General features: G+C 44.7%; 16 protein-coding genes. 7 read left to right on the top strand and 9 right to left on the bottom strand.

From position 1 onward, the window contains the following. Positions 1-59 precede the first annotated feature (59 nt). Positions 60-935 (top strand): LysR family transcriptional regulator, encoded by an 876-nt coding sequence (locus tag JOE49_RS13980; RefSeq protein ID WP_209941577.1) that lies wholly within the window; start codon positions 60-62, stop codon positions 933-935. A 163-nt stretch (positions 936-1,098) separates the two neighbouring features. Here JOE49_RS13980 and JOE49_RS13975 read toward each other — a convergent pair whose 3' ends face one another. The 4 genes from JOE49_RS13975 to JOE49_RS13960 form a co-directional block, all read right to left on the bottom strand. Continuing rightward, positions 1,099-3,027, bottom strand: coding sequence for a PTS fructose transporter subunit IIABC (locus JOE49_RS13975; protein ID WP_023987943.1), 1,929 nt, complete (start codon positions 3,025-3,027; stop codon positions 1,099-1,101). A gap of 67 nt (positions 3,028-3,094) precedes the next feature. Next, positions 3,095-4,006: a 1-phosphofructokinase gene (gene pfkB / locus JOE49_RS13970; RefSeq protein WP_023987942.1), complete on the bottom strand. Its 912-nt coding sequence runs from the start codon at positions 4,004-4,006 to the stop codon at positions 3,095-3,097. 2 nt (positions 4,007-4,008) lie between these two features. Beyond that, the gene (locus JOE49_RS13965; RefSeq protein ID WP_023987941.1) at positions 4,009-4,755 is read right to left on the bottom strand and encodes a DeoR/GlpR family DNA-binding transcription regulator; all 747 of its coding nucleotides are present in this window, start codon (positions 4,753-4,755) and stop codon (positions 4,009-4,011) included. Positions 4,756-5,108: 353 nt separating this feature from the next. Next, positions 5,109-5,780, bottom strand: a complete 672-nt coding sequence (locus tag JOE49_RS13960; protein ID WP_209941575.1) for an O-methyltransferase — start codon at positions 5,778-5,780, stop codon at positions 5,109-5,111. A gap of 126 nt (positions 5,781-5,906) precedes the next feature. On the opposite strand from JOE49_RS13960, the gene JOE49_RS13955 reads away from it, so the two are divergent. After that, complete coding sequence (locus tag JOE49_RS13955; RefSeq protein WP_068940205.1) at positions 5,907-6,794, top strand: LysR family transcriptional regulator; 888 nt, start codon at positions 5,907-5,909, stop codon at positions 6,792-6,794. Positions 6,795-6,882: 88 nt separating this feature from the next. Here JOE49_RS13955 and JOE49_RS13950 read toward each other — a convergent pair whose 3' ends face one another. Next, positions 6,883-7,965 (bottom strand): ankyrin repeat domain-containing protein, encoded by a 1,083-nt coding sequence (locus JOE49_RS13950; protein WP_209941574.1) that lies wholly within the window; start codon positions 7,963-7,965, stop codon positions 6,883-6,885. 205 nt (positions 7,966-8,170) lie between these two features. Between JOE49_RS13950 and JOE49_RS13945 the strand changes: the two genes are divergently transcribed. From JOE49_RS13945 to JOE49_RS13935, 3 genes are all read left to right on the top strand, one after another. Continuing rightward, complete coding sequence (locus tag JOE49_RS13945) at positions 8,171-8,845, top strand: Crp/Fnr family transcriptional regulator (protein WP_028542883.1); 675 nt, start codon at positions 8,171-8,173, stop codon at positions 8,843-8,845. 76 nt (positions 8,846-8,921) lie between these two features. Further along, positions 8,922-9,734 carry a DNA alkylation repair protein gene (locus JOE49_RS13940; RefSeq protein WP_209941572.1) on the top strand — a complete coding sequence of 271 codons (813 nt, stop codon included), beginning with the start codon at positions 8,922-8,924 and terminating at the stop codon, positions 9,732-9,734. A 90-nt stretch (positions 9,735-9,824) separates the two neighbouring features. Next, positions 9,825-10,235, top strand: coding sequence for a DUF4183 domain-containing protein (locus JOE49_RS13935; RefSeq protein WP_023987937.1), 411 nt, complete (start codon positions 9,825-9,827; stop codon positions 10,233-10,235). 92 nt (positions 10,236-10,327) lie between these two features. Here the strand turns inward: JOE49_RS13935 and JOE49_RS13930 are convergent, their stop codons facing one another. The 3 genes from JOE49_RS13930 to lpdA all read right to left on the bottom strand — a co-directional run bounded on the left by JOE49_RS13930 (position 10,328) and on the right by lpdA (position 15,857). After that, positions 10,328-12,022, bottom strand: coding sequence for a methyl-accepting chemotaxis protein (locus JOE49_RS13930; RefSeq protein WP_209941570.1), 1,695 nt, complete (start codon positions 12,020-12,022; stop codon positions 10,328-10,330). Positions 12,023-12,367: 345 nt separating this feature from the next. Beyond that, complete coding sequence (locus JOE49_RS13925; protein ID WP_209941568.1) at positions 12,368-14,350, bottom strand: AraC family transcriptional regulator; 1,983 nt, start codon at positions 14,348-14,350, stop codon at positions 12,368-12,370. Positions 14,351-14,471: 121 nt separating this feature from the next. Beyond that, positions 14,472-15,857 (bottom strand): dihydrolipoyl dehydrogenase, encoded by a 1,386-nt coding sequence (gene lpdA / locus JOE49_RS13920; protein WP_165175954.1) that lies wholly within the window; start codon positions 15,855-15,857, stop codon positions 14,472-14,474. 196 nt (positions 15,858-16,053) lie between these two features. On the opposite strand from lpdA, the gene JOE49_RS13915 reads away from it, so the two are divergent. Then, a complete protein-coding gene (locus JOE49_RS13915) occupies positions 16,054-16,620 on the top strand; it encodes a TetR/AcrR family transcriptional regulator (protein WP_023987933.1) in 567 nt (188 codons plus the stop codon). Positions 16,621-16,763: 143 nt separating this feature from the next. Here JOE49_RS13915 and JOE49_RS13910 read toward each other — a convergent pair whose 3' ends face one another. After that, positions 16,764-17,642: a radical SAM/SPASM domain-containing protein gene (locus JOE49_RS13910; protein ID WP_025719701.1), complete on the bottom strand. Its 879-nt coding sequence runs from the start codon at positions 17,640-17,642 to the stop codon at positions 16,764-16,766. 230 nt (positions 17,643-17,872) lie between these two features. On the opposite strand from JOE49_RS13910, the gene JOE49_RS13905 reads away from it, so the two are divergent. After that, the gene (locus JOE49_RS13905; RefSeq protein WP_209941566.1) at positions 17,873-18,628 is read left to right on the top strand and encodes a helix-turn-helix domain-containing protein; all 756 of its coding nucleotides are present in this window, start codon (positions 17,873-17,875) and stop codon (positions 18,626-18,628) included. Positions 18,629-18,639: the final 11 nt, after the last annotated feature.

Here is an 18,639-nt window from a genome sequence, read left to right as displayed (position 1 = left end):
TCTGTATAATTGAAAATAATCATAAATATATTCAATTTCACCGATGGAGATGAGCATGCGTGGATCTGAAAGAATTAACTACATTTCGTACCATAATCGAAGAAGGAACGTTTTCAAAAGCTGCTGCCAAATTAAACTACGCTCAGTCTACAGTCACGAGCCAAATCCAGAGGCTAGAGAAAGAGCTGGGATTTCAGCTTTTTAAAAGGGGTTGGGATGCGGAGTTAACGTCCCCAGGCAAACTATATGCCGAGGAGATAGACGGGCTTATTCAGCATTGGAATTTTGTAATGGACCAGGCGAAGTCTCTGAAAAAGGAGGAGATTGGCACGCTTCATATCGGTGTGATTGAAACGGTGGCGGCTACCGTACTGCCCTTGGTTCTGCAGCAGTTTCGAGAGCATAAACCGAAAATTACGTGCCATTTTACAGTTGGAAACACGGATGCACTCGCAAATGCTTTGGTGGACGGTAAGCTGGATTTTGCAATCTCCGGGGAACCTCACTCGATTCCTTCCTTACACTTTGAACCCATATATCACGAACACATCGCCTTTATTGTGTCCCGTAATCACCCTTTTGCGTTAAAAAGTGAGCTTCATCTCGAAGATCTGTACGAGTACCCGCTTATCGTCGGAGGTAAGAATTGCTTGTACCATATACGACTGGAAAAAGAACTTTCCCGCTTCCCGTCGATGCCGTTTTTTTATACTGTCAGTCAAATTTCGTCGATCCCCACATTTGTAAAAACGATCCCTTCAGTTGGAGTGGTTCTATCATCAATGCCTATGCAGGAGGAACTGGTCACCGTCCCCCTCCAGTTAACAGACCCGAATATTCCTATTGGACTCCTACAAAACAACCATCACCAGCAGTATATGTTTTCGGCCCGAAAGCTGTTTATACAGCTGGTTAAGGAGCTTTGTAGGCTATAGCTCCAATGCAATAACTACTAATAAGCTATATAGGCAAAGCCGACACCTTTGCATAAAGAAAAAGCCGCCAAACACTCAGAAACCTGGTGTTTAGCGGCTTTACTATTTTGAAGGCCTAAGGAAATGTGACCCTCTTTTTATTTTTTCACTCCTGTGATACCCGTTATTTCGCTTCGAGCGGTTTTTTCCACAATCCCAGAATGAGCGCGGAAATCACGGAACCAATCGCCACTGCAAGCAAGAACAACAAAGCATGATTGGCAAGAGCTGCTACAAAAATTCCGCCATGTGGAGCTGGAAGATTGATTTGCCAGAACTGCGTCAGACCACCAGCAATCGCTGAACCTACAATACAAGAGGTCAGGACACGCAGAGGATCAGCAGCTGCGAATGGAATGGCCCCTTCCGTAATGAAGGACAATCCAAGTACATAGTTCGTCAAGCCAGACTTGCGCTCTTGCTCAGTAAACTTATTTTTGAAGAACGTCGAAGCTAATGCGATCGCCAGCGGAGGTACCATACCACCCGCCATAACAGCCGCCATCATAGCTCCGTTCGTGTTACCACTGGAAGTAAAGACACCGATCGAAAATGCGTAAGCTGCTTTGTTAAAAGGTCCACCCATGTCGATCGACATCATTCCGCCCAGAATCAGACCCAAAATAACCGCATTACCTGTTCCCAAATTGTTCAGAACATTGACAAGCCACGTATTAATACCACCGAAAATCGGATCGAACAGGTAGAACATAATCGCGCCTGAAATTAGGAGTCCAAATACAGGGTATAACAAGATTGGTTTTAAACCATCCAGCGCTTTCGGCAGACCTGCAAAAGCTTTACGCAGGAAGATCACCACATAACCAGCCATGAAACCAGCTGCCAGACCGCCAAGGAAACCTGCATTAGAGTTTACAGCCATCAGACCCCCAACCATACCTGGCATCAGTGCCGGGCGGTCTCCAATGCTCATCGCGATAAATCCGGCCAGTATCGGAATCAGGAAGTGGAACGCACCTGTTCCACCGCCAATTGTCTGCAACAGTTGGAACAATACATTGTCTTCTCCTGCCACTTGTTCAATCAAGAAGGAAATTGCTAACAAAATCCCCCCGCCTACAACGAATGGCAGCATATGAGAAATACCGTTCATTAAATCCTTGTAGATTTTGCTGCCCACGCTGCTCTTCTCCGCTTTCGACTCTTCAGCACTGCCTTTACCTTCACTACGATAAATTGGGGCATCGCCATTCAGCGCTTTGCGGATCAGTTCCTCAGATTTACGGATACCGTCGCTTACCGGTCTTTGCAATACAGGTTTACCGTCAAATCTGGCCATTTCAACCTTCTTGTCAGCTGCAACGATTACACCTTTGGCACGGCGAATTTCATCCGCTGTCAGTACGTTTTGTGCGCCTTCCGAGCCGTTCGTCTCTACACGGATATTTACACCCATTTCTTTCGCTTTCTTAATGAGAGCATCTTCTGCCATAAACGTGTGTGCAATGCCTGTAGGACAAGCGGTCACTGCAACCACAAATTCGTCAGAATTCGGATTGCCAACGATAACGTCTGGCGTTTGCTGTGCTTTGGCATCCTCTTTCTTAGCCTCTTTTGCTTTCTTGGCAGCTTCTTCTTCCGCCTGCTTGGTATCAAACAGCATAGATACTTCATCCGGTGTTTGCGTTTTCATAAGGCTCCCGATAAAATCGGTATCAATCAACAGCCGGGAAAGGGCAGCCAATGTGCGAAGATGCGTATTTGCTGCTCCCTCCGGAGCCGCAATCATAAAGAATACTTTCGCCGGCTCACCGTCCAACGATTCGAATTCTACGCCTTTACTGCTTTTGGCGAAAACGACAGTCGCTTCATTCACGGCTTTGGTCTTGGCATGCGGCATCGCAATGCCGCCGCCGATTCCAGTGCTGGACTCTGCTTCACGTTTGTAAATCATTTCTTTAAACAAGGCACGGTCATTAATACGTCCACTTGCTTCGAGACGAGCGATGAGCTCCTCAATCGCCTCGTCTTTTGTCGTCGCCTGCAGGTCCATAATCATCGTTTCTTTAATCATCAGGTCTGTTATTCTCATTTTTCACACTCTCCTAAGTTCGATCAGCGTGTCGAGACACGCATAATAAGCTCATGATGCAGCTGGATTACCGTTTTGAAATCGTGACTTGCGGCCGTAATTGTTCAATCTTCTCTCTAGTAGCCAGATCATCGGAGAACGCAGTTGCGCTTCCGGATGCCACTCCTGCACGGAATGCTTCGATCGGATCGCCATGAAGAGCCAGCGTACCCACGAATCCAGCAATCATTGAATCACCTGCGCCTACAGAATTTTTCACCGTTCCTGCTGGTACATTTGCGTGATACACTTCATCTGCCGTAATGAACAAAGCCCCTTCTCCTGCCATGGAAATCAGTACATTTTTTGCACCTGCTTCCAGCAGCTTACGACCGTAAGTGACGATCTCCTCCTTTGAATGAATCGTTACGCCAAACAACTCAGCCAGCTCATGGTGATTCGGCTTGATGAGCAGCGGTTTATGAACCAGTGCCTTCATCAGCGCCTCACCTGTGGTGTCGATGACGAATTCAGCTCCAGTTTGCTGGCATACGCTAATCAGCCGATCATAGAAGTCTCCTCCAAGTGACGGCGGGATACTTCCGGACAAGACGACAATGTCATTTTTCTGGAGTCCCGCCAGCTTTTGCACCAAGGCATCGGCCTCTTGCTCACGAATCGCAGGTCCCAAACCGTTAATTTCCGTTTCATCGCCATGCTTGAGCTTAATGTTAATCCGTGTGTCATCTTCGATAATTACAAAATCAGTTTTAATGGATTCTTCCCGCAATGTATCGTCGATAAACCTGCCTGTGAATCCTCCGAGAAAACCAATCGCCGTGCTATCTGCTCCCAACTGGTTCAGTACACGTGATACATTAATTCCTTTACCACCTGGCAGTTTTAAATCACGTTTCATCCGGTTCAAATCACCAAGCTTCAAATCATCAACTTCCACGATATAATCAATGGAAGGGTTCAGCGTTACTGTATATATCATTGTTATCCCTCTATTATCTTAGTTTTCTGAGCGATGGATCGGCGTGAGCGTTCTGGCATCGATTCAGTAATAAGTATAGCTTCCTTGAGCTCGAACAGTTTGGCGAAGGTTACTTCTCCAATTTTGCTGGAATCGGCTAACACATACGTTTTACCAGACAGCTGGTGGGCACGCCGCTTGATCAGCGCCTCTTCAGGATCAGGAGTTGTATACCCCATTTCCATATCCACCCCGTTCGTTCCCAGAAAGCACTTGTCGAATCGAAAATTGTCCAAATTTTGTAGGGCAATACTTCCGATTACGGCTTTGGTATGAATTTTCATCATCCCTCCCAGTAGATAGCTTCTGATTCTTTTGCTTACCAGTGCTTCTACGTGGGATAGTCCATTCGTCACGACCGTCACGTCTTTAGCTTCAATGTAAGGAATCATCGCCATCGTTGTTGTTCCCGCATCCAGATAAATACATTCGCCATCCAAAATTTCTTTGGCTGCTATACGGGCCACCGCATTTTTTTCTTGAACGTTTTTGAATGTTTTTTCTTCCATGCCAGGTTCCTGACTTTTCTGATTCAGCAAGGTTGCCCCGCCATGAATCCGCTTGAGCAACTGACGGCCCTCAAGATCTATCAAATCACGCCGAATCGTTGACTCAGAAGCTCCCAACAGATCAGCCAATTCTTGCAACTTTACAACACCACATTCTTGTAAGCGCTGTATTATTAACTTGTATCTTTCTTCCGTCAGCATCATCATTCCCCCAACTGTTCATATCGTACCACAAACCCGACAAAAAACAATCATTTTTCTTCAAAAAGATTCAAAAAAATTCATATCCGCTTCATTTTTTTACAAAATGGTGAATTCCCGCTCCAATCATCATGATTGCGTTTACATTTTAAAGAAAATCCATCTACTTTTATGTAAATTCATTCTTCTTACATAGGAATTCAGCAGTAAACGTTCAAAAACGTTCTAAAGCTTCCATCAGTACTATTTTACCATTATGCGCACAATTCGTCCCCACCTTCTCTACTACTCAGAAAAAGGCTAAACACGAAGATTGCTCCCCTTTGTGTTTAGCCAATCGAGATGCTTAGCGTTCAGCCCTTAACGATTCCAATGATGAAACCGTCATACCCCTTGCTCCCCACGGTTTGGACAGCTGTAGCTGTAATTCTTGATTCCTCAGCTAGCATCTCATAAAACTTTCTTACTCCCTGCACACGAGGGTCTGTGCTATAAGCTTGAACCACTTCTCCTTCACGGATAACATTATCACCGATAATAACGGTGCCAGGATGTGAGAAGCGAAGTACCCAATCCAGATAAAATGGATTATTGGGTTTATCCGCATCGATAAAAATAAGATCAAAGGGGTCAACTCTCTCCTCTTTCATCTGTGCTAACTGCTCTAAAGCGTCTCCCTCCCGAAGTTCCACTATTCCATCCAACTGAGCCAACGATATATTCGACCGGGCAATTTTAGCATGGATCGGATTGGCTTCCAGCGTAACTATTTCTCCATCCTCCGGCAACGCCCTTCCCAACCAGATTGTACTGTAGCCTCCCAAAGTACCGATCTCCAGCACACGTCGCGCTCCCTGCATTTGAGCAAGGATATTTAATAGCTTTCCCTGATTAGGGGATACATCATGCGGAGGTAGTCCCGCCTTTTGATTAGCGGCCAATACTTGTTCCAAGACAGCATCATGCGGAATGAGACACTCCGAGATATACTGGTCTACTTGATCCCACGTGTTCGTTTGATTCATTCGCTCCACTCTCCTTTGGATTAACTTACAATTTGATTGTAAATGAATTATTATTATAAAAATAATATATGTTTTTGCTCTATTCATAATCTACATATATGAATCTGTCGGAAAGGGAGAATGGTCTTGAACCTGCATGCATTACGCTTATTTCACGTGGTCGCCTCTACAGGGAGTGTGACACGTGCCTCTGAACTTTTAAATATTAGCCAACCTGCGATTACCGCCCAGATTAAAAAATTTGAAAAAGAAATATCTCTCACACTGCTCATGCCGCTAGGAAGAGGGATTGCCTTAACGGATGCTGGTGAGAAACTTGCTGTACTCGCCAGACGGCTCTTTGCTGTCGAACAGCAAATCGAACAATTTTCACAAGATTATCGTGATGGAGCCCATGGTCATATCCGGCTAGCGGCTACTTATTTACCGGCTCATTTTCTCATTCCGGCCTGGATTGCAAAATTCAAACAACAATATGAACATGTTGAAATGACGATTAACACTACAAATTCCAACGATGCTTTGCAGCAGCTATTAAATATAGAAGTGGATTTGGCTATCTACGGAGGACTGCCTGAGCAGTATCCCGATACGATTCAGACTGAAGAATTATTTCGTGATGAATTGTGGTTCGTGGTAGCTCCAGATCATCGGTATGCAAATCAGCAGGTTTCTTTATTGGAAATGATGCATGAACCCTTTGTTATGCGTGAAAAGGGGAGCTCGACACGGGAGAGATTATTTTCCTTATGTCGAACCTATAATGCCCCCACCCCCCAGGTCACCCTAAACTTCACAGGGCTGCATGAGGCGATTACCGCAGTTATTGCCGGATATGGTGCCAACTTTGTGTCCTCACTGGTCGTGCGTGAATATGTAGAACGTGGTGAGCTGTGCCGGGTATATGTAGAAGACATCCAGCTTCTCAATTCAATCGCCATCTGTACCCGCAAGAACGAACCCCTATCTACCGCTACCCTAAATCTCATTCAGCTCATACGTAACCATTCCTGATGGGCATTAGGCATCTGTGTACACTAGCGCTGTATTTTAAAATAACAAGAGCCATGACTGCGTGCATACCGCATCATGGCTCACCTCGTTATGATAAATATTCACCCTCAATAATCTTCTCCAGATAATCTTCCGGCTGTGCAAGAAACTCGGCAAAGCTGCACACATCCGCATATTCCTGATGCTCCTCGTCATAATAACCCAGGCACTTTTGCCTCGGATTCCACACCAATATAATATCCGAGTAATTATCTACTTTTAGAGACAGACGCAACAGCTTTTGCCGACCTACCTTCATCTCAACCGTATCTATGAATGAGAAGAAATCAACAAATTGAATATCAAGATCATTTTCTGACAGGTCCACACGGAGCTGATCCCCCGTCAGAAAGGCTATAAGATCCTTCGGAAGCTTGTAGCTTTTTAAAGCATGTCGTTTATTTTCCAGATTATGAAATGCTGGAGGCTCTACAGACTTTAAATACTCAGCCATTTCTACGTTTTTATTACTTAGTGCAATTGTATATGCCCGTTCTCCATCTTTTTCTGCCAGCGTCACATCAGCGCCTTGCTGAACCAAATACTTCACCATCGCAAAATCATTGTTGCGTGCCGCCACTGTCAAAGGCGTGGCTTTATAAGGATATACCATATTAGGGGCATTGAAATTAATATCTACGCCATGTTCCACTAGTAATGCTACTGTTTTCAGGTCATGCTTACTAACTGCGTTGCGGAGTGTTGCTCCAGCATGCTGCTTCATATCGAGGCCCAGCTCATGGATAAGCAGCATATTGCTTTTGTTACCGTAGTAGGCTTGCTCATAGGCACCGGATTTGACATGATTTTTCCCGTCCAGCTTGGCGCCATGGGCGACCACATAACGGACAATCTCTTCGGTACCATAGCGAACAGCCGTCAGGAATGCGGGATTATCCTTCACATTAAGTTGAACCCCCTCATCGACCAGTAGCTTCAAGACTTCCATTTGCTCAGTGATGAGTGTAATATCCAATGGACTTAATGTCGTATATTTACTGAGTACGATCCCTTGTTCTATATCCCAGCCTTCGGTGAGAGCTTGGCGTAAAGCGGATATATTGCCTTGAACGATATGCATCGCTATCTCAGGAAGAACCTCGAAATTGCCTACATCTTTTAATTTAATCATCGTTATTACCTCACTCTTTATGTATCTACTATCAAACATGCATATCTATTTTATACCAACCTCCCCTTTACATAAATCCGACAGATTCCCCAAAATTCATTATTCACTCTAGCGCAAACAAGTGAGTAATAGAGGTCAAAATACCTCAGAGAAGCTATAATTGTATTATGATTCTGTATACCCTGTGCAACGAAAAGGAGAACATATGAATAGCATTCAATACCTGTCCCAATTTAATTTGCTTCATAGTCTCTCATTAGAAGATTTAATTGAAATGGACCAAATGACCTCCATTACGACTATAGCGAAAAAAAACTTTATACAAACCCCAGAGACCTTTTCCGAGGGACTTTATTTTGTGAAAAAGGGAAAAGTACGTCTGTATAAGCTAAACGCTGACGGAAAGCAATTTACTTTGGATATCCTCAGCGAAGGAAATGTATTTGGTGAAATGGATATGATTTCACTGGGGACAAGGGATATGTATATAGAAACGATAGAAGAATGCGATATCTGCCGGATGGACAAAGACCGATTCGAGCATTTTTTAATAGAACATCCCCGGTTCATGATGAACATGATCAAGGTGTTAAGTGACCGAATCTCAGGAATGAGCAGTCTGGCCCAGCATTTAGCTTTGGGAAATTTACAGGATAAAATTTTGTATGTTCTTCTGAAATTGTCCGATCAGTTCGCCCTCCAAAGCCGTGAAGAGTATTGCAAAATCAATTTTCCTCTCTCCCATCAGGAAATTGCGAATCTGGTCGGGGCCACCCGTGAGGCTGTAACAACTGCTCTTCAGGAGCTTGTCAAAGAAAAGGTCATTAAAACCGGCTTTAAGACGATTTACATCCATCGCGAAAAGCTAATGAAGTTGTAAACTACATTACATCTATACTCCTACCCAAAAAAGTATCGTATACCTATCAGACAATTTACGATATGGAGTGAATGAAATGTTACACCGAAAAGGGGCCCGCAAAGGGTCAGATATTCCTAATGATGTGCTTCAGCTGCTACAGCAGGGGCGGCTTGAGACGGTGAATCTCACCGAATGGCTGGCTGTCGATCATGTTGTACTATTGCAAAATACTCTTGATGAATTTGGCTTGCAGCGATCATCCGATGTCTTCATGACCGAATTGAATCAGCTGAAGGAAAAGAAGATCATGAAAATGATACCCGCAATCGCGCGAGCGTGGCTTCATGTGTTTGAGCAACAAGCGATAGAAGAACGTATTCGCATCTTTGATGCGATGGCCTCCCATCTTTCAGACAGTATTCGCTGCTGGGCTGCCTACATCATCGGGATTGATCCCCGTTTAAGTGTAAAGGAAAAATTGGCTGGCATTCGCCCCTTTGCAGCCGATTCCCATTTCGGAGTACGTGAAATAGCCTGGATGGCCGTGAGAGAATCCATATCCTTGCAACTGCTTGAAGGGCTTGCCCTGTTAGACAGTTGGGTGCGAGATGAGGATGCTAACATACGTCGTTTTGCCATTGAATTAACCCGACCGCAAGGCGTTTGGGCCAAACACATCCCTGAACTAAAAGAACATCCCGAGCTGGCTCTTCCTCTCTTGGAGGCTGTTCAGTCCGATCCGGCCAAATATGTCCAGGACTCCGTTGGTAATTGGTTGAATGACGCCAGCAAAACCAACCCAGAATGGGTTTTTCAAGTTTGTAATGCATGGCTGATGATTTCGGATACCAAAGAAACGAAGCGAATAGTAACCCGGGCCCAAAGAAGCTTGAACAAAGAGAAATAATTGGAAGACTCCTCCCCCATCCAATCCATATCTAGAATATTCACATAAACTATAATATTTATCTGGAATATTAGGAATGGAGGAATTCCTATGTCTATTATACGAATCTATCTGGAAGCAGACAGTATCGTATCTGGAAACATTGCTATTACAACAAGTATCAATGTCACTCCAGTGGTTAATCGTTACACAGCTATTGTCGTGCTTGGTAATATATTAGGTGGAGTGACCACTATCCCGGCACAAAATTTCACAAATGATAGTGGTACTTCAGTCGCGGCAAACAGTCTTGTTGTTCCGACCAGTAGCGGATACTACAATGTATTTGTAAATGGGACGTTGCAGCGAGGCGGCTTAACAACGCTTTCTGCTACAAATCTAATTATAAATACAGGCCTGATTGTTGGTGCAACAGTAGTCGTTGAGGTTGTTAATTTCAACTCTAGTGCTTCCTCAACCTCTGTCAACAATGTCACAGTAACGACTACCATAAGCGACTGAGAGAATGCCTTCGTAAAATTACTATAAAAAACCGCCAAACACAGGGTTTATCCTCGTCTTTAGCGGTTTATTTCTCTTTGAACCTCGAATATTTAAATCTTGAAGTTCTCTACAAGCACCTGAAGCTTCTCGGCCAGTGATGAGAGGAGCGCTGCGGAGGATTCCACTTCTTGCATGGCAGCAAGCTGTTGCTCCGAAGAGGCGGACAGGGACTCTGCCCCTTTAACCGTATGGTTAGAGACCATTACGGTATTCTGAATGGCTTCAACGAGCCCTTCAGAGATCAGCGCCAGATCCCGAACTGTGGCTGATATTTGCTCGCTTTGGGAAGACATGTCGGAGATGGAGACTTCAATCTCGGAGAAGGAGCGCCCGGCTGATATGATCAACTCCTTGCCCTGCATCATTTCGTTCGTGGAACGCTTCATAGTTTCTCCTGCCTTGTCCATTTGGGCGATAATCAGACTGATCAGTTCGCTGATTTGTGTGGCAGAATTGGCAGAACGTTCGGCCAATTTGCGGACAGAGCCAGCGACAACGGCAAAGCCCTGACCTTCTTCTCCGGCGCGCGCAGCTTCTATCGCTGCATTCAAAGACAGCAAGTTGGTCTCCTCGGCGATGCTGGCAATGGTGCCGACAATGTTCTCAATCTCCTTGGAGTGGCTGCCAAGCGTATGAATAATGCTTGAGAGATCGCCGATGCTTTCGCTGACAACTCCCATTTGGGAGGTGGTGGAATCCATTGATTCCCGGCCAAGGCGTGCTTTCTGGACATTATCCGCGGCCTTGTTCATTGCGATGTCCGCATTGCCAGCAATATCGCTGATGAAGCGGGACATATCCTGAATAGCTTTATAGCTTCCTTCCAGGTTTTGCAGTTGGGTATGCGCCCCATCTACCAACTCAATCGTAACATTCACGCTATGCTCTCCAGCACGGTTCGTTGCCTGTGCGCTGGCAGACAGCTCTTGAGAGGAAGAAGCGACCAGCATAGAGGTGTCATTGACCTGAGTAATCAGGTTGCGCAGGTTCATTGTCATATCGTTGAAGTCGCGGGCCAGCGTCCCGATTTCATCCTTGTTTTTGAAGAGAAGCGGTTCATGGGTAAGGTCGCCCTTGGTAATGGTGTTCACAGAGGCTGACAGCTTGGTAAGCGGACTTACCATATGGCGAATCAACAGGTAAACAACAAGGATAGCCACCATGAAAATGGAGCCGCCAATAATAAAGGGCTGAACAATAATATCCAACGTCCGTTCCTGAATTAACGAGCCGTCAAAATTGATGGCCATCAGTGCAACAATGGGCTTGGTGGGATCATGGTCCTGATAAATGGGGCCGTATCCAGTTTTGAGCGAGGTTCCTTCATATGTATAAACCTTGGAATATGCTGAATGCTTCATGGTAGTTATCATTTCTTTGTCTTCGTCTGTAAAATAGAAGGAATCGCCAGCTTGATAGCCTCTTTGCTTAAAGTTGGCATCGGCGGCCAAAATTTTTCCATCCAAAGAGATAATAAAAGCCTCCTTAAAAATAGGCTTATGTGCTACAATCCAGCCGATCCGGTCTTCAATGGCAGCAAGTTTGCTGTTATCTCCACTGACCAGAGCCGATATATCCGCAGGATCTATAAGGCCAGTCGTAATATTGGCGCAACCCACCAGCTCGATTCCAGCAGCTTCATCCACTTGATGGTAAGCGGTACGATATCCGAAGTATCCAATGGAGGAGCCTACGAGAAGCAATATGATGAGCATCATCCAAGTTAATTTTGTTGCCAGCTTCATTATTTGAACCACCAATCCTGACTCTAATAAATTTTTGTGAAAATCCGTTTTCACTGCTACGATTATAGCCTATCAACACTTACTATAATATGGCATTCCAGTGTCGGAAGATGTCGTTTTTTGTGAGAATAGTCACTGTTTTTTGTAAACGGGGACGTTGCAGCGAACGGCAGTCATTAATGGCGTGGTGACGACTACAATAAGCGACTGAGGTGAGTGCCTCTGTTGAATTACGACAAAAAAACTGCTAAACACAGAGGTTTACCCTCGTTTTAGCAGTTTTTTTGTCTATGAATCAAGTGTTTCATCGGTAAGTATTTTCGATTTTTATAGCTGTATTCAGCTTTATTTTTTGTGGGCTAATAAGAGATTAACTATGGTATCCAATTGAAGCTCCAATGAATAAGGGTCTTCCATCACAAACTCATCCCCTTTATCGCTGAATGAACCGTACATATAAACCTGTCCTTTTTTTACAGCCGGAAGGCCTTTCCATAGCTCACTATGCAGAATCTGATTAGCCCCTTCATCTTCTGAACCGTATACAAAGATGTGATCTCCCATATACTCGGGTAAAACTTCAAGCGAAATATTTTCAAATCCTTCTTTCATGTTCAATGCCTTTTTAGTAGGTGGCAGCTTTAGCATCTGATAAATGGTCGGACTTCCGTAATTGCCGCCTTTTGCTGCCAAAACATATATCGATTTATTGGCGACTTGTACAATTGAAACCGTCTCTCCGTCTTTAACGATACCTTGAATTTTCGTTCTGGCCTCTGCAGCTTTCTTCTCGTATTCAGTAATCCACTGCTCGGCTTCTTTCTGCTTGCCAAAGATTTCGCTAATTCTGCGGAATTTATCCAGTGGTCCCGCTGTAGATTCGCCTTCCCAATACGGCAGGAACACAGTCGTTCCTACCTTTTGGTAGCTGTCGATGTTCTTTTCGATTGAACCGATAATTAAATCCGGTTGCAGAACAGTCAGTTCCTCCAAATCCATAGGAAATTCACCGAGATCCTTGATTCCGGCCAATTTCTCTTTGGGATATCCCGATTGATCAATCCAAGCCTCATTCAGCATAAAGCTTCTGACCCCCACTGGAATAATCCCCAGCTTCAAAAGATGACCCATATACTGATCCGACGCCACTCGTTTCGGGTTTGCAGGTACTTCCACATCGCCTTTTAATGTCTTAACCGTTCTTGTCTGTGCTTGCACTGCCGCTTGTCCATCGCTGTTGGATGATGTCGCTGTATGATTAGCCTTCGTTTGCGAGCTTCCATTTGTATTCGTCGGAGCCGAGCAAGCTCCCAGCATCAATGATAAACACAGCATAATCATCATGGCCGTTATTTTGACTCTTCCGTGCATAAACAAATCTCCTTCCGCGTTATACCGATATTGATAATCAATATCAGTATAACGTGCGAAAGATGTCCGCTGAAGGGCATATTTAAGCATCGTTTGGGGCATATCCTGATCTTGCTTCTGAGCATGATGCTCCCGTTCCTTTTTGAATCGTACGGGAGATAGTCCCTTATATTTCTTGAAGCTGCGACTTAAAGAATGGGCATCTGGATATCCCACACGCTCTGCGATCTCCTGCAAAGTGGCGTCCGTCTGCATTAGCAGTTCTGCCGCTCGATCTGCTCTTACTTGGCCCAAGTAATGAATCGGACTGGTATGCATTTTATTTTTGAACAACCTGGATAAATGTCCAATACTGCATTCTAGCTCCTCTGCAATGGACTCAAGTGCCATAGGCCGACTAAAATGCTCACGAATATAGGCTACAGCCTGCGATACCAGGTCGGGCTTAAGAGGCTCAATGCCCTGCCGATACAACTGCTGCAACAACTCATATACAAATTGTTGAAATAAGGCTTTGACATGCAGTTTGCCAAGTCCGGAAGCTTCACGCCATTCTTGCTCCAACAGCTTCACTTTATCGTACAGGGGCAGTGGGTAATGAGGTGCGAAAGCATACTGGTTCTGAAAAGGATTTTCCTTTTCCAGCAATTGTGCAATCTCTTTGCGGCTAGGCAGGGCCAACGTTGCCTTGTACAAAATGATGTAATATTCAAGCACCTCTTCCGCCAGGATACTCAGGCACATTCCTTTTCCGCCATGCAGTACATGGAAACGCTCTACCCTGTGAATACTGTTATCCAACCGTACCCGTGCGTTTCCACGAACGGTATACAAGAACGCACTGGCAGGAAGTCGATAGGTTCGTAGCTCCTCCCCTTCTTCGATCTTCTTATGACGAACATCCATCACCTGTATAAAAACATGATTCCACAGCAAAATGTGATCATTCAACTTCATTGCTTTTGTTCAGCCCCCGATCCAAACCATCCACGTACCTGCTCAAACTCATATTCAAACTATAATATATTATAGTTGATAATTATTCTCACAGGCAATGAAGTGATTTCATACGGAGCCTCTACTTTGGACGGTCCATTTTTCTGACCGCATTCTCCGCAGCCTCCATGATTACTTCTCCCAATGTAGGATGGGGATGAATGGTTAGAGCTAAGTCTTCTACGGTTGCTCCCATCTCGATAGCCAGAGCAAGCTCGGAAATGAGTGTTGAAGCTTCGACGCCGACGATTTGCGCCCCCAATACGATCCCCGACCCCTGCTTTGCTACGATTTTGATGTACCCCTCTGCTGCCCTTAGCGCCAATGCTCTGCCGTTAATTGCAAAGGAAGCTCTGCCAATGACAATCGGTAAGGCTTTTTCCTTTGCTTCTGTTTCACTTAGGCCAACACTAGCCAGCTCTGGTTCAGAAAAGACAACCAGCGGCATGGCTTTATAATCCACTTTAGCAGCTTGACCTGCAATCGCTTCTGCCGCAATCTTCGCTTCATAGGAAGCCTTATGGGCAAGGGCTGGACCCTCCGTAATATCTCCAATGGCAAAAATATGCGGAATAGCCGTTCTACACTGCTCGTCTGTCTCGATCAACCCCCTGCTCGTCAGTGGCAAGCCAATGTGCTCCAATCCTAATCTGCCATCCGTATTCGGTTTTCTGCCTACAGTAACTAATACAAACTCAGCGGTGACATGATGCTGCTCTTGATCTTTTGAATAATGCAGCGTAATAGTATCCGTATTCTGCACGACTTTTTCGGCTATCGCCCCAGTTACGATACTTGCACCATCTGTTTTCAATTGCTTAACAACAGGGGCCACAAGGTCCGTCTCAAATCCCGGCAGCACCCGTTCCCCTCCCTCCAGAATCATTACCTTTGTTCCAAATTTGGCATACATTTGTCCAAGCTCAACGCCAATATATCCACCACCTATCACGATCAGGCTGGACGGAACCGCTGGAAGCGAAAGCGCCTCTGTAGAGGACAAAATACGTCCGCCAAACGGAAATGCTTTCAGCTCGATTGGACGGGAGCCGGTTGCCAATATGGCATACTTAAAGGATATCGTTTGTTCCGCTCCATTTTGATTGATGATGGCTGTATGCCCATCAACCAAACTCGCCTCCCCTTCCAGAATGCTCACACCTGCCGTTTTCATTAAAAAGCCAACTCCGCCTGCCTGCTTATTCACAATCCCCTGTTTGAAAGCCTGAGCATTCACGAATGACATCGCTGCATCTGCCTGATTTACCTGCCTGAGTATCTCATAGCGATGTGCTTCGGCAATCAAAGCTTTGGATGGAATGCAGCCCACATTCGTGCACACTCCACCTAGCTGACTGCGTTCAACAATCGCCGTTTTCATTCCAAGCTGAGAAGAACGCAATGCTGCCACATAACCTCCTGGCCCTGATCCAATGACCAGTGTTTCTACAGATTCATGCTTGCTCATAACTAATACCTCCTGTTAAAATGGCATGATTTAAAATATGATGATTATAATATATTATAGTCATCATATTTTAAAAGCGTCAATAGTCTTGATCAGCCTTTCTGAAGTTGTCGTTATAGGAAGACAAATTGACACGTTTTATTATGATGATTATAATATTTTGAAGTTAGCATTATAAACCCGTGGAGTGATTACAATGCCTTATCCAAAAGGCCATAAGATGAAAGTGCGGAGTAAGATCGTTGAAAGTGCTGCCCAAGCTTTCCGTGCCAACGGTATTCAAGATGTAAGTGTGCCCTTTATTATGAAAGGGGCAGGATTAACTCACGGCGGGTTTTATTCACACTTTGATAACAAAGAACAGCTAGTCGCCGAAGCCTGTCGCTATGCCGTCAGTGATACCCTCGCACTGCTTCAGGAGGCCGTTGACCAAGAAAAGCAAGATCCTAAAATTAATGTTGTCATCGATTACTATTTAAGCACCCATCACCGTGATCGAACAGAAATAGGCTGTATTATTCCTGCCCTTTCCGTAGAAATAGCCCGTTCTTCCGAAGAAATCCGGCAGATATTCACGCAGGAGTTGGAAAGAATGATTACGTTTATCTCCAATTTGGGGGGAATGGATCAGTCCAAGGGCAGTGCATTGTTCAGTAGTATGGTTGGTTCTCTTGTGCTTGCACGTTCTGTTAATGATCCTAAACTGAGTGACAGCCTTCTCTCGGCAGGCAAACAGTATGCCAAAGCGCTGGTTAATAGTTGAATGTAAGTATGTTTTACGTATGCAAAAAATCCGCTAAACACCAAGAAATCCTTGATGTTTAGCGGATTTTTCCTAAGAATCTAAACTCAAAACGGAGGTAACGATTTGTCAGAGATTCGAAGTCTCCACCTGCCAAATCTCGGTTATGTTCCAAATCGTTTGCGGTACCCGCATTTTCGGCATAACTCTTCTACCGCTTCTCTCTTAGAGAACCCGAAGTACAGACGGTTTGCACGCTCCCCTTCCACAATGTCGGAAAAAGATTGTTCATGCACGTTACCTAAATTTATGACGCCTTCTCCATCCAGACAGCAAGGGACCACCGTTCCATCCACCAATACCGCCGCTTGGCTACGGAGTGCATGGCAAAAGCCTTTTCCGTCATCTTCCGGAGCACTGAGGCTCGGCCATTCAAATTCATGGTCTTGATTCAAATAAACGTTTGGTGCGATTTTGACCCCACTGCCCGGTATCACCTTTTCCTCAATCCGATAGTCCAGTCCAAACTCTTGCTCCAGTCGTTCAAGTGTTTCCCGGTTGCGCTGACGCTGCACATTAGTCAAATTATCTTCAGTCAAGTTCCAGAGACGGAACGAAATAATGACATTGTGTTTCACCGCTTCTCTTACAAACGTGAAAATATTACCCAAATACCCTTCTCGATCCACGGAGCCTTCATGCCCGTCAAAACTGTGGAGAGAGAAGTTCATCTGACGCAGCGCTGGCTGCCCAAGCAGCTTATGTCCGGTCTTCGGCAGCAAGGTACCATTGGTGGTTATATTGACCTTCAAGCCTTTCTCATGAGCACTTTCCAGCAAAAGATCAATTTTCGGATGGAGCAACGGCTCTCCTTTTACATGCAAATAGATGTAATCCGTGTGTGGTTTGACCTGATCAAGCACATTTCGAAAGACTTCCGGATCAATAAATTTTTTGACACGCTGTGTTTGAGGACAAAAACTGCATGCGAGATTGCAAATGCTCGTTATCTCAATGTATACCTTTTTAAAAGTTTTCAACATGATTTCCCCATTCTAACCTTCATCCGGAGCATCTTGTTTATGCTCACTAATCTTATGATTATAACGGGTTATCACCGACAGGTAAACTCTCCAGTCTCTCCCTTGGTGTGGGCATCAAATGCTCGACACATACGCCTATCCAAGATTTGATTTGATATTTTCTATTGACCCTAGGTCTGACCTAAGGTTTATAGTGGAGTTATTCAACTATCAGTAAAGGAGTCCTACCATTGAAAGAACACATTACGATCAGCCAGCTTGCTCAGCTCATGAATGTATCTGTACATCAACTGCGTTATTTTGAAGAAAAGGGAGTCCTGTATCCATCACATACAGAAGAAAATCAATATCGAATGTACGGGCTTCATGAGATTTATCAGCTTTCGCATATTTTATTATTACGCAAATTAAATGTCCCTGTCGATCAGATTCAAGAATGTATGACTTCCTATGCTGCCGATGACTATAACCAGCTTTTAGAGCATTCGTTGCAGAAGGTACAGGCCGAAATAGCTAACTTGAAGATGCATGAACAGTTTATTCACAAAGTGTTAGAAGAACATAATAATCGGGCCCAACAGGACGATGAGTATCAGGTCAAACGATTAGGTCCCCGTCATTTAAAGCTATGGTTTGCATTGGAGAATGGTCAAGAGCTCACTGCCGGTAACCTATTTGAACACCGCCCTGCCCCACCTCGATTATTTGAAAATGACCTGCATTACTTGTCTGATGCTGGACAGGCGAAGCTATGTTATGAAACGGCGGATGTGGCTGACTATATTCTGGAAGAGGGCAACTATCTTTATAAGCATCTTTCCGTCATTGAAGAACCAGAGATTGATTATGAAATTAAACAAATGGAACGATATGTAGCTCAGCACCAATATAACTGCCAAAGCAAGATTGTTCTAGTAGAAAAATCTTATCTTTCGATGTTCGACAACAACAAGCTGCAATACGAAATTCAGGTTAAAGTAGAATAAATCTTGGAGGG

The sequence above is a fragment of the Paenibacillus sp. PvR133 genome, from assembly GCF_017833155.1.
GTDB lineage: Bacteria > Bacillota > Bacilli > Paenibacillales > Paenibacillaceae > Paenibacillus > Paenibacillus polymyxa_B.
Note: the sequence above shows the minus strand (reverse complement) of the source record. Positions and strands in the feature narration are given on the sequence as shown.